This is a genomic window from Arthrobacter sp. U41, assembly GCF_001750145.1.
GTDB lineage: Bacteria > Actinomycetota > Actinomycetes > Actinomycetales > Micrococcaceae > Arthrobacter.
The window spans coordinates 3,827,027-3,838,900 of the sequence record NZ_CP015732.1 but is presented as its reverse complement, the minus strand read 5'-3'; the positions used below and the strand labels follow the sequence as shown (position 1 = coordinate 3,838,900).

The following is an 11,874-nucleotide window of genomic DNA, read 5'->3' as shown; positions in this document are numbered from 1 at the left end:
GGGCGCGGTCCTAGTGCCAACTTCCAGGGCCGGCGCCCATGGTGCACACTGTGCATCCGGATGCTTCGAGGGCGCGTGTTCGGTCGCAGACCAGGCCTTTGCGGCGTGAGGTGAGTAGGCGCGGATCGGTGCTGATCTGGTCGCCGCTGCGGATGGATTGCAGGTCCCGTCGCATCCTTGCTTGGTCGGCGATGACTGCCGCGTCTTTGGCGCCTGTTTTTGATGAGCTTTTCCGGCGTCGATGCCGGCCCAGAGTTCAGGCATGTATGCCTCCATCGCGTTGTCCTGTTAGGGCCCAAGCGGATGGCCGCGCCGTCGTGTCCTTACATCGCGATCGGATCGCTTCTCTCAATTAGCGGTCGAGCCATCGCGGGGTGTCCGGGCGGCCATTCCTTCGGAGCCGTGACGCAAAGTCCAGCCGTTTAGCTTTTAGCCATACCCGGCACCCCTGGGTTGGTCGAGAGCTTACAACGCCCCCAATCCAGCCTCAATCACCGTAAGGATGTGCTTACGTCATGCCCGGTTCCCAGGTGGATCCGTGTCCGGACACAGAAGCCACCACAACCTTCACCGTCTGCCTGCCTCTCCGGCCGGCGGCGTGGCAGGCCGACGCAACAGCAGCACCGCCGCGATCACCACCCAGAGCGCCGGCGGGGGGTTGGCGATAATCACCGGGCCCCAGCCGGCGGCGTTGTAGAAACCGCCCCGGTCCAGCGGCCCGCCATACATGGATGGCACCGCCGCCGCACACAACAGGACCCCAAAGTAGGCGACCCACCGGGTCCAACGCGGAAGGACGCCGGTAGCGGCGGCCGCCCAGCCGGCAGCACCCAGAAAGAGGCCGGTGATGGCGAACGCGATGGAGCTGTTGTAAACGCGATGGAGCTGTTGTAAATCAGGATGTAGGCCAGCGTCAGCGCGCGGTTCACTGACGGGTCCGGGTCCGGTGCCATGGCATCCAGGGCAAGACCCCCCTCTAATCCGTTGGCCACCAGGGTCACGCCGACCCACACGGCCATGGAAGCAACCACCAGCGACCCCGCCCACCCGTAGTCCGGATTGGCTCGACTAATGAGGTGGCCCAGTCCGGCAGCGAAGACCATCGCAGCCACGTAGAGACCCAGATCAAGCAATATCCTGGTGAAGATGATGTTACGGATCCGGTAGGCCTCCGCCGCGCCGCCGACGCCGTCGTAAATTTCCACGGACGGCATTCACCAGGTACAACGGGAACTGGGCCGCCCAGAAAACCACCATTCCGACGGCGGCCCACCCAGTGAGCCGCCGGATCATGTGTTGTTCCACAGCTGGCACCCTTCCCGGGTTCTTCGGTGGAACCGGCGCACGGCCTGGCGCGCCGGTGGTGCGGTGTGCTGGCTTCAAGGCTAGCGGCGCATGGCGCGCCCTACAACGGCGCGGCATGACGCCGGAGAACGATACACGCAACCGTCAACGGGTCCGGCGCGAGTCAACCCGGCTGTTGGGTTCCCAGCCGGCAATGTTATGAACGGTCCTCTACTGCCGTCCACTAGTCCGTACTACCATGGCCCACAAAGGGAGTGGCTTGCATGCGGATCCTGGTCGGATATGCCAGTGCACACGGATCGACGGCGGAGATCGCCCGCTGGATCGCCGGTGCCCTGCAGCACTCGAACTGGGCGGTCGACGTCGTGGCGGTGCAGGAGATTGCCGATCCCGGTACCTATGTTGCGGTCGTGCTGGGCAGTGCGATCCACGGCCAGGCGTGGCTGCCTGAGGCCACCGAGTTCGTCCACCGGCACCAGGATGCTCTGCGGGCCCGGCCGGTGTGGTTGTTCAGCGTGGGAATGTCCGCCGGACTGCCCCGGTGGTTACGCAAGCCAGGGCGTGCGGCGCAGGACCGGCGGATCGCCCAAGCGCTGCGGGAGCTCGTCCGCACGCGGGGCCACCACCTGTTCTCCGGGACCGCCTGGCCTGAACAGTTCCCGCGCTCATCCGGGATGCTGGTCCGGGCCCTGGGCATCCATTTCGGTGACTACCGGGAATGGGGGGAGATCGAGGGATGGGCCCGGGACATCGCCGCGCAGCTGGCAGGGGACCCCAGAGCCGCCACCGACCACTCGTGACCCGGGATGTGCTGACGCCCCGGAGCGAAGGATGCAGTTTGGAGGACGATACGCGGGTTCTGGCGATCGACGGTCATCCCGACGCCGGCAGCTACTGCGACGCTCTGGCACGGGCCTAGGTGGAAGGTGCCCGCGCTGCCGGTCACGAGGTCGAGCACCTGATGCTGAGGGAGATGGACTTCGCCCCGGTCCTTCCCGGCGGTTTCACCCACCCCCAGCCGCTGGAGCCGCCGCTGGCGAACGCCCGCGACGATGCGCTGGTGCGAGCACCTGGTGATCGTGACCCCGTGCTGGTGGTTCTCGGTCCCGGCCCGGCCCGGCCCACGTGCGGGGCCCGTTTTCGGTGCCGGCTATCTGCTGGCAGCTGGTGCGTCTGATTGGCAAGGAGCAAGCTCGGACGCTTGAACCTTCAAGTAAAACCGGATAGAATGCTGTCATGACAACGACACTCGACCGCCCTCCAGTACTCTTCCTCAGCCATGGTGCGCCGCCGCTGGCTGACGACAGCACCTGGACCCGCGAACTCAACGATTGGGCCGGCACCTTTGACAAGCCCAGGGACATCCTCATGGTGTCCGCCCACTGGGAAAACGCCCCGGTCACGCTCAGCGCCACCGGGCGCAAACCGGGTCTCGTCTATGACTTCGGCGGTTTCCCCCAGAAGTACTACGACGTCACCTACGACGCCCCGCAGGCTCCCGGGCTGGCTGCCGAGGTGGAGAAGCTCGTGGGCGGCCATGGCCACCATGTCGAGCGCGACGAGAACCGCGGCTTGGACCACGGCGCCTACGTCCCGCTCAAGGAGATGTTCCCGGACGCGGATGTACCGGTCGTGCAAATGTCCATGCCCACCCTTGATCCGCAGGGCCTGTTTGATCTGGGCAAGTCGCTGGCGCCGTTGCGCGACCGCGGCACGCTGATTGTCGGTTCGGGGTTCACCACGCACAATCTGCGCTGGTTCAACCCCGCCGGCGGACCCGACAGTGCCCCGCCCTCGGTCTCCCGTGAGTTCGATCAATGGGCGGAGGAAGCAATGGCGCGCGGCGACGTCGACTCCATCCTGGATTTCCTCCACAAGGCCCCGGCAGCCCGCGAGGCGCACCCTCGCAGCGAACACTGGGCCCCGCTGTATGTGGCGCTCGGCGCAGCCTACGGCTCCGGCGACCTGCACGCCAAAACCGCCATCGAAGGGTTCTGGTTCGGCCTGTCAAAACGCTCATGGACTCTGACCTAAGCCAAACACTCTGAACGCAAGGCCCTCGCGGCAAGCATTCGCCAGCTTCCCGGCGGCTCGGCAAAGGACGGATTCAACAAAGCCCGAGGATTCAAAGGGCATGACCCTGGCGGTTTCCAGGGCTCGGGATCAAAGCGCGCGGAGTCCCACGTGACGGCTCAGCCGTTGCCGGCTGATGCGGGGATCACAGCCTAAAAGTGGCCGTCAGGGGACTCGAAGGAAAATTCCCGTTGAAGCCGGGTCCTCGCCTCATGCTCCACCAGGGTGGGGATGTAACTCCTGATTCGACCGTTGGCCAAGGACTCATACTCTTCTCCCACGACACCGGCGATATGCGGCCGCGGCGCCTCCGGAAAACGGGCTGACAGCCGGTCGACAACCGCGCGGACAATGGTTTCTTTTTCCGATTCGCTCACCTCGACAGTGTTACCCGGGGCAGAACCGGCGTCAACCAATCCTGCGGACAAGGTTTCACAATCGAGGCCTTTCGCAGCGCCCGGCTACCGGGGGCATCAAGTTAACCCGACACGCTCCAGGAACAAGCTCCCGCGCCCCTGATGTTCGCCGTTGCCACGTAGCATGGCGCCGTGGAAGCACTCCCGGATGTCCGACGCCCCACCGCGGCCCTCGGCGCGACATTGACCCCAGAGGGCGCGGACTTCGCGCTGGTCTCCACCACGGCGACCGCTGTCGACCTGTGCCTGGTGGACAACGCCGGCGTCGAGACCCTGCACCCCATGGCCCTGGACGACGAGGTTTGGACCGCGCACCTGCCAGGGCTCCGGGCCGGCCAGCGTTACGGCTACCGCGTCGACGGACCTTGGGAGCCGGCCCGGGGCCTCCGCCACAATCCGCACAAATTCCTGCTGGACCCGTACGCCAAGGCCATCGACGGCCGGCTCATCTGGGGACCCGAGTTGTATGCCTTCGACCTCAACGACCCGTCCACGCCGGACATGAGGGACAACCGGAGCCAAACCTTCGTCTCCGTCCTGGTCGACACCGCCTACGACTGGGAAACGGACACCCGCCCCGCAACTCCCCTGAACCGGACAGTCATCTACGAGGCCCACGTCAAGGGCATGACCAGGCTGCACCCTGACGTTCCCGCCCTCGAGCGCGGTACCTACGCGGGGTTGGTGCATCCGTCCGTCATTGCGCACCTCAAGCGGATCGGCGTGACCGCGGTGGAACTGCTCCCGGTCCAGCAGTTCGTCACCGACGAACCCGGCGATGGCAGGTCAAACTACTGGGGCTACAACCCCATCGGCTATTTCGCACCCCACAACGCCTATGCGGTGGACTCCGGCGTGCTGCGGCCCGGAGGTCAGGTCGCCGAGTTCAAAGACATGGTCAAGGCCCTCCACCAGGCAGGCATCGAAGTGATCCTCGACGTCGTCTACAACCACTCCGCCGAAGGCGGCGCCGACGGACCCAACCTGTGCTTCCGCGGAATCGACAACAGTGCCTACTACCATCTGGTCCCCGGCGACGAGGCCAACTATCAGGACTACACCGGAACCCGCAACACCCTGAACGTGGGTTCGCCGACGGTCCTGCGCATGGTGATGGATTCGCTCCATTACTGGGTGGAGGAGATGCACGTCGACGGATTCCGGTTCGATCTCGCCCCTGCGTTGGCCCGCGCCTCGGACCGGGTCGACATGCTGTCCGCATTCTTCGAATTGATCAACGCAGACCCTGTGCTTGACGGGGTCAAGCTCATCGCCGAACCGTGGGACCTCGGCCCCGAGGGCTACCAGCTCGGAAACTTTCCCCTACGGTGGGTGGAATGGAACGGCAAATTCCGCGACGTCGCCCGCGACTTCTGGCGCGGTACACCGGGTCTCACCGCCGAGCTGGCAAACCGCCTCACAGGCTCCGCCGATCTTTATCAGGACGACGGCCGCCAGCCAAGCGCGTCCGTAAACTTTGTCACCGCCCACGACGGCTTCACGCTGCGGGACCTCGTCTCGTACGACCACAAGCACAACATGGCGAACGGCGAGGACGACCGCGACGGCGAGCCCAACAACTATTCCTGGAACTGCGGCGCCGAGGGACCCACCACCGACCCGGAGATCACCGCCCTCCGCGCGCGCCAAATGCGCAACCTCATGATTACCTGCGTCCTCGCCCAGGGCGTCCCCATGCTGCGCCACGGCGACGAACTGGGCCACAGCCAGGGAGGCAACAACAACGCCTACTGCCAGGACAACGAGATCTCGTGGATCAATTGGGCTTTGGCGGACGAGAATATGATCGATTTCAGCTCGAAGCTGGCCACGCTGCGCCGGGACCACCCGGTGTTCCGCCGCCGCACCTACTTCGACGGGAGGCCGGTCGCTCCGGCAGAGGGACTCAGGCTGCCCGACATCCTGTGGCTCAATGCCGACGGATCACCCCGGTCAGGAAGCCAGTGGGACCAGTCCTGGGGAAAATCCCTCGCCTGCTACCTGAGCGGCAGGGGCGTCCGGACCCGCCGGAACGAACCCGAAGACGACTTTCTCATCGTTTTTAACGCTTCCTCGAAGGATGTGCTGCACCAAACGCCAAAGGAGGGCGGTGTCATACCCTCGAAGCAACAACACGTTGAATAGAGGGGTTGCCGGTGGCGCGCAGGGCGTTGACTTTTTCGGATCGGGCGGATATCGCGGTGGGGCTTCAGGCCGGTAAAACGGACCGGCAGATCGGGTCCGATATCGGCCGGGACCACACGATCGTGTGGCGTGAACGGCGGCGGAATTCCACCAAGACCCGTGGCTACCGCCCTGTCACCGCAGACGTGAGGGCGGAGCGGAAACGCAGCCGTCCGCAGGCCCGGAAGATGGACACCGATCCTGTCCTCGCGGCACGGGTGAAGGCTGACCTGTTCCGGTCCAGGACGCCGCGGCAGATCGCCGGGCGCTTGCGTTTGGAAGCCACGGAGACCAGCGTTGAGACCATGGTTAAATCTCCTGACGCGCAAGGCCGGACCGTCTCCCACGAGGCCATCTACCGGTGGATCTACGCCCTGCCCAAGGGCGAGCTGGCGAAGTCCGGGATCCTGCTGCAGTCCAAACGAACCAAGCGAAAAACCCGCAAGCCGTTGGGTGAGCGGACAGGCGGGAGGATCATCGGCATGGTCAGCATCGATGACCGCCCGGAAGAGGCCGCGGACCGGCGGGTTCCAGGGGCGTGGGAAGGGGATCTCGTGGTCGGCAAGGCCGGCAGGACCGCTGTGGCCACGCTGGTGGAGCGGAACAGCAGATTCCTGATCATGCTCGGCCTTCCCGACGGCAAAAAGTCTGCAGGACTGGCCGATGTGCTGATCGAGAAAGTCAATGACCTGCCGGCACTGATGCGCGGATCCCTGACCTGGGACCAGGGCACCGAAATGGCCCGCCACGCCCAGCTGACACTCGCCACGGACCTGCCCGTGTACTTCGCCCACCCGCACTCACCGTGGGAGCGGCCCAGCAACGAAAACACCAACGGCCTCATCCGGGAATACCTGCCCAAAGGCGAAGTCCTTCCCAGCCACCAGCCGTTCCTGGACTCCATCGCCGATGAACTCAACGACAGACCACGCGCCGTCCTGGGCTACTTCACACCGAGGGAAGTATTCACCAAGCTACTCAACGACGACGTTGCTAAGACGGGTTGACACCGCCGAGTACTTTCCGGCGCAGTGGGAAGTTGCCCTGACAAGCTGGGACGGCCCGGCCCCGACAAGGGTCCATGCAGGCGCCGTCTACAAAATACCCGCACGCACCAGCTGGATCCTCCGCTCCGTCGAGGAATAGCGCCGCGGCCTGCAACGTCGGGTCTGCCCGGGACGTTATTCGCCGGTCGGCATCGTCACTCGCGCGCTCGAGGACACTGACGGCTATCGCATACTCATCGGCGCAGATTCCCGCCGTCACCTCGCACTGTCCGGCACGAACCCCGAACGCGAACGTCTCCCTATTTATCCTCCTGCCGCCGCACCATCTCGTTTATCCAGGCAGGCGCGAATGGGGACGTGCAGCCCGGGGGAGTCGGATAGTCCTTGAGCACTTCCAGGCGCTCGCCGATGTCGAGTGCGCGGGCACGCAGCCCGGCATGCTCGATTCCGATCTGCGCCAGGCAGTGGTTCATCGCCCACTGCAAACGGTCCGGGGCGTTTTTCATCTCCGCCTCGATGACGTCGAGCAGTCCTGGCAGGTCGAGGCCCTCGGGCTCTTTCGCCACGCGTTCGGTGGTCAGCGCCCAGCCGGCGCTCGCCACCACCGGATCCGGATCGGCGGACCACACCCGGCGCAGCTCTTCGGAGTGCGGGTTCTTCTTCACCACGTAGTTCACCAGCCAGTCGTGCACCTTGGGGGACCGCGCCTCGCGCAGCATGCCGTCCAGCTCGTCACGCCCAAGCGCCTTCGGGCGGCAGATCAGGATCGCCAGCAGTCTCGCCGCGGTGTCACCCGTCGCCCAGAGCCGGCGCGCGAGGACGGGCTGCGTCTTCAGCCGTTTCGCGAGCGCGCGCAGTTTGCTGAGGTTCACGCCGTGATCGTCACCGTGTTTCTCGTTCACCGCGCGTGCCCTCGGATCCTCAAGCCCGGCCAGCTCGGCCATCACCTCGGCCACCGTTGTCTCAGTCAGTGTTTCGGCCACTGCAGCCTCCTGTCAGTCACATGTGGGCTTGAGCCTACTAGGAAGCACAGTCACCGAGCCGGCAGGTAAGCGTTTCGCTCGGGGGCCGGCGCTGACATGCTTGTGGGGTGAGAACGATCTCGACGGAACCGCCGCGCACCGCGCTGACCCGGAAGCTTGTGCCGGCAGTGTTGCTCTCGGTCTCCGGAGTGCTGCTTTTCGGCGTCGAAAATGACCTCGCCGGCTACGGCATGCTCGCGTCGAGCGTGGTCTCTGCCGCTCTGATCGACCGCGAATTCCTGCGGCACCTTGCGCTGGTGGCGGTGGGAATGGTTGTCATCAGCGTGGTTCCCCTGAACGCTGATTTGAGCCTGACGCACATGGCGCTGATGGGTGGAGTCCTTGCGTTGGCCGTGCTCGTGCCGTGGCTGGTGTCGCGGTTCGCCTACCGCGAGAAGCTCATCACCTTCCCGGTGAAAACGGGACACAAATGGCCGTTGGCGGCGAAGGTGTACCTGCTCGGTGTCGTGGCACTCGCCTACCTGATCCTGCCTGCCTACCTGATCCGCACGGGGGTGTATCAAAACTGGCCGGACGCCTCCGAACCCACCATCTTCTGGCGGCTCTTCCTCGGCGTAAACGCGGTTGGAATCTGGGATGAGCTGTTCTTCATCTGCACCACCTTCACCCTGCTCCGGCGGCACTTCCCGGACTGGCTCGCCAACATCCTGCAGGCCGTGATCTTTTCGTCTTTCCTGTGGGAAATCGGCTACCAGGCCTGGGGCCCGCTGCTGACGTTCCCGTTCGCGCTGCTGCAGGGCTACACGTTCAAGCTGACAAAGTCATTCACCTACGTCGTGACGGTGCACCTGCTCTTTGACTTCGTGCTGTTCCTCGCGCTGGTGCACGCGCACAATCGCGACTGGCTGCCGATCTTTCTGTACTGATCACGGCTCCGCGAAACGCTCTAGGGCAAGGCGACTTTCAGCGGGCTGGATGACCTACCCCACCAGCCGCAGCGGCCGTGCGCCCAACCGGACCGTGATTTCCTGGCCCCAGGAGGCGGTGAGGCGGTCCTCTTCCATGCCGTCCCCGAACACCACGAGCTGGTCGGATGCCACCGTGACGCGGAGTGTTTCGCCCGCGCCCAGCACACCCTCGGTCAGCGCGGTTCCGGTGATGGGGGAGGGCCAGGCCTCGCGGACGAACCACGCGAGCCGGGGATCCGTGGGTGCCGGCAAGGCGCGTCCTCCGCGTTCCAGGGCGATCGAGGCGCACCAGCCGGTCGCGCCCGTGCCCGTGGAGACGATCAGGCCCGAAGAGGAGTGGCGCTCGGCCCGGCCGTCCGGGGCGGTGAGCAGGTACCGGGCCGACTGGTGCGAGGCGTGCCCGATGTAAACCTCGTTGAGCCCAGAGAGTTCCTGCCCGTCGTCGAGCCGTGCCGTCACGGTGGCGAGTTCCTGGCAGCGCAGCCGCTCCGCCGGGCCGGCCTGTCCGGCCGCCTGCAGCAGCTTTGCCCCCGCGCCGGGCGTGTGTCTGACCAGCACGCCCGGATTCGCTCCCGGCTCGGGATCAATCCCGATGACGGGCTGGCCGTTGAGATACTTCGCCGCGTTGGCCACCAGCCCGTCCTGGCCCACCACCGCGATGATGTCCTCCGGGGTGAGCAGGAAGCGGCTCAGGTCCGCGCGCTCCACCTCGGCGTGGCGCCACTCGGCAGGAACCGCGGAGCGGATGGTCGCCAGGGCCGCGGTGAGCCCGTCGTGGCGCTCCTGGACATCCTGGAGGGTGCGGCCGCGGGTGCGGAGGAAGAATTCGGCCTGGCCGCGGGTGGCGTGCCGGTCCAGGAGTTCCTGGAGCTCGGTCCGCCGGTGGACGATGACGAGACGGGGGGTTGCCATCTCCGGATCCTACTTCCCGGCCCGGGTGGCTGCCGCAGCGCTGACGCCGGCTGCCGCAGCCGGGACCGGGCCGCCTGCGGGCTCCCGGAACAGCCCGGCAAGTGCCCCGCTAAGCAGGTCCGGGGTGATGGTGAGGTTGCCGATGTTGGGCAGTGATCCGGCTGCGTCGCGGAGTGCCAGGGCCAGCAGGGTGGCCTGTTCCACGCCCCGGTAAACCTCCATGGTGGCGGCCTCGCGCGCCGCGGCTGCCTCGCCGACGAGCCGGATCTGGTTCGCCTCGGCGGAGGCGCTGATGCCCGAGCGTTCGGCCGAGGCCTGTGCCTCGATGAGTCCCGCCGCGGCCCTTTCCTCGGCGTGGCGCCGGGCGTTGGCGCCTTCCTGGGCGACCAGGTTTTCGCGACGAGTCGCCAGTTCGATCTGGCTTGCCATTTCGTTCTCGGAGATGGTCCGTTCCCGCTCGACGGCGACGGCCCGCCGCTCGTACACGGCCCGGTCCGCTTCGGCCTGGAGCTGCTCCCGGACCGGCGTCTGCAGTGCCCTCTCGACGTCGGCCTCCGGCCGGACCGCCAGAACCTGCACCGCAAGGATCTCGATACCGGTGGACAGGAGCCGGGTGTCCGCGCGGAGTGCTGCGGTGAGAACGCTGCGGAGCTGGCTGACCCCGCGCTCCAGGGCTTCGGCGAGCGTGGTGGTGGCGATCTGGTCGATGGCGTGGCTCTGGCACAGCTGGCCGATGATGGTGGCGACCTGCTCCTTCCCGGCCGCCTGGGCCGAGCCGGCCGGCTGGAGGCCGAAGTCGAGCCGGGTGGAGACGGACACCGGGTCGATGAAGCGGTAGGTGACGTTTGCCTGGACGCTCACGTCCTGGTGATCACGGGTGATGGCGTGGAAGAGCGTCGGCAGTTCCTGGTCATCCACGGGAACCTCGCTGAGCACCGAATTCGCCGGCCGGAACCAGAAGGCCTGGCCAACACCCTGGTGCCTGACCGTGCCTTTCTGCAGGTGGACGACGTGGCCGGTGGGGCTGCCAAGGAAGTGGCTGATCCAGGGGTAGCGCTTGATGCTGGCCATTTGGGATACTCCTAAACCGTTCGATGTTGTCGTCAGGTTGACGATAACCAAACCCTAGGGCCCGCTCATCGTTATTGTCAAGGTGACGATAACTACCTACTATGGGTTCATGCCTGAATCCCACCCGGCGCCCGCTCGCTTCCCGGTGACGGTCGACGTCGTCGCCCTCACCGTGGCCAACAACGTCCTGAACGTCCTGCTTGTCACCCGCCTGATCGAGCCTTTCCGCGGAATGCTCGCACTGCCGGGAGGTTTCGTGCTGCCCGGCGAGGACCTGGTGACGGCGGCGTGCCGCGAACTGGCGGAGGAAACCGGCGTCGAGCAGGTCCCGGGCCACCTGGAACAGCTGGGGAGCTACGGCCCGAGGGGGCGCGACCCGCGCGGGGATGTGCTCACGGTGGCCCACCTGCTGCTGGCACCCAACTTTCCCGTCCTGTCCGCCGGGAGCGACGCCGAGCACGCCGCCTGGTACCCGGTGGGCCAGGTCCAAGATGGCGACCTTCAGCTCGCTTTCGATCACGAGCGGATCCTCGCCGACGCCTTGGAGCGGGCAAAGTCAAAGCTCGAATACTCGCCGCTGGGGGCGGCCTTTTGCGGCGAGGAGTTCACCGTCGCCCAGCTCCGGGCTGTGTACGAGGCCGTCTGGGGCGTGCGTCTGGACGCCCGGAATTTCCACCGCAAGGCCACGGGAACGCCCGGTTTTCTGGAAGACACGGGACGGATGACGACGGGCGAGACCGGCCGCCCTGCGGCGCTTTTCCGGCTGGCCGGGGCCGCCCGCCCGGCCGCCGGTCAGCCGACGCGGGCCGTGCTCAACCCACCGCTCATGCGGCCGCGCGACTGACCGCTGAGGTCCAGGGGCGACGTGTCCCAGACGTGGCCTGTCGCTTGCTGAGTTCCCCGCGGGTGGCGGCCTCCTGAAAAGTTGCGGGGCATTCACGAACGGCACTGGCAT

The 11,874-nt window shown here is 66.2% G+C and carries 11 protein-coding genes and 1 pseudogene; 6 read left to right on the top strand and 6 right to left on the bottom strand.

All coding sequences use genetic code 11. The features are described 5' to 3' along the window. Positions 1–64: 64 nt before the first annotated feature. Together ASPU41_RS22265 and ASPU41_RS22780 are read right to left on the bottom strand one after the other, a co-directional pair. Positions 65–220, bottom strand: a pseudogene (locus ASPU41_RS22265) (IS110 family transposase); the annotation flags it as partial. Between the two features lie 347 nt (positions 221–567). Then, positions 568–738 (bottom strand): hypothetical protein, encoded by a 171-nt coding sequence (locus ASPU41_RS22780; protein ID WP_157357037.1) that lies wholly within the window; start codon positions 736–738, stop codon positions 568–570. Positions 739–1,568: 830 nt separating this feature from the next. Here ASPU41_RS22780 and ASPU41_RS17470 point away from each other — a divergent pair. Both ASPU41_RS17470 and ASPU41_RS17465 read left to right on the top strand, forming a co-directional pair. Beyond that, positions 1,569–2,105 (top strand): flavodoxin domain-containing protein, encoded by a 537-nt coding sequence (locus ASPU41_RS17470; RefSeq protein ID WP_069951990.1) that lies wholly within the window; start codon positions 1,569–1,571, stop codon positions 2,103–2,105. Between the two features lie 436 nt (positions 2,106–2,541). After that, positions 2,542–3,339 carry a dioxygenase family protein gene (locus tag ASPU41_RS17465; RefSeq protein WP_069951989.1) on the top strand — a complete coding sequence of 266 codons (798 nt, stop codon included), beginning with the start codon at positions 2,542–2,544 and terminating at the stop codon, positions 3,337–3,339. 191 nt (positions 3,340–3,530) lie between these two features. On the opposite strand, the gene ASPU41_RS17460 is transcribed toward ASPU41_RS17465, so the two are convergent. Further along, positions 3,531–3,755: a three-helix bundle dimerization domain-containing protein gene (locus ASPU41_RS17460; RefSeq protein ID WP_069952783.1), complete on the bottom strand. Its 225-nt coding sequence runs from the start codon at positions 3,753–3,755 to the stop codon at positions 3,531–3,533. 171 nt (positions 3,756–3,926) lie between these two features. Here ASPU41_RS17460 and glgX point away from each other — a divergent pair, with 171 nt between their 5' ends. Beyond that, positions 3,927–5,939 carry a glycogen debranching protein GlgX gene (gene glgX, locus ASPU41_RS17455; protein ID WP_083266596.1) on the top strand — a complete coding sequence of 671 codons (2,013 nt, stop codon included), beginning with the start codon at positions 3,927–3,929 and terminating at the stop codon, positions 5,937–5,939. An 11-nt stretch (positions 5,940–5,950) separates the two neighbouring features. Continuing rightward, positions 5,951–6,985, top strand: coding sequence for an IS30 family transposase (locus ASPU41_RS17450; protein ID WP_069952410.1), 1,035 nt, complete (start codon positions 5,951–5,953; stop codon positions 6,983–6,985). A 299-nt stretch (positions 6,986–7,284) separates the two neighbouring features. Here ASPU41_RS17450 and ASPU41_RS17445 read toward each other — a convergent pair whose 3' ends face one another. Further along, the gene (locus ASPU41_RS17445) at positions 7,285–7,929 is read right to left on the bottom strand and encodes a DNA alkylation repair protein (protein WP_197515862.1); all 645 of its coding nucleotides are present in this window, start codon (positions 7,927–7,929) and stop codon (positions 7,285–7,287) included. Positions 7,930–8,075: 146 nt separating this feature from the next. Here ASPU41_RS17445 and ASPU41_RS17440 point away from each other — a divergent pair, with 146 nt between their 5' ends. After that, the gene (locus tag ASPU41_RS17440; protein ID WP_069951986.1) at positions 8,076–8,894 is read left to right on the top strand and encodes a CPBP family intramembrane glutamic endopeptidase; all 819 of its coding nucleotides are present in this window, start codon (positions 8,076–8,078) and stop codon (positions 8,892–8,894) included. Between the two features lie 54 nt (positions 8,895–8,948). Here ASPU41_RS17440 and ASPU41_RS17435 read toward each other — a convergent pair whose 3' ends face one another. Further along, positions 8,949–9,848 carry a hypothetical protein gene (locus ASPU41_RS17435; RefSeq protein WP_069951985.1) on the bottom strand — a complete coding sequence of 300 codons (900 nt, stop codon included), beginning with the start codon at positions 9,846–9,848 and terminating at the stop codon, positions 8,949–8,951. A 9-nt stretch (positions 9,849–9,857) separates the two neighbouring features. Continuing rightward, on the bottom strand, positions 9,858–10,919 hold the full coding sequence (locus tag ASPU41_RS17430; protein WP_069951984.1) for an SPFH domain-containing protein: 1,062 nt from the start codon (positions 10,917–10,919) through the stop codon (positions 9,858–9,860). Positions 10,920–11,028: 109 nt separating this feature from the next. Here ASPU41_RS17430 and ASPU41_RS17425 point away from each other — a divergent pair, with 109 nt between their 5' ends. Beyond that, complete coding sequence (locus ASPU41_RS17425) at positions 11,029–11,763, top strand: NUDIX hydrolase (RefSeq protein ID WP_197515696.1); 735 nt, start codon at positions 11,029–11,031, stop codon at positions 11,761–11,763. Positions 11,764–11,874: the final 111 nt, after the last annotated feature.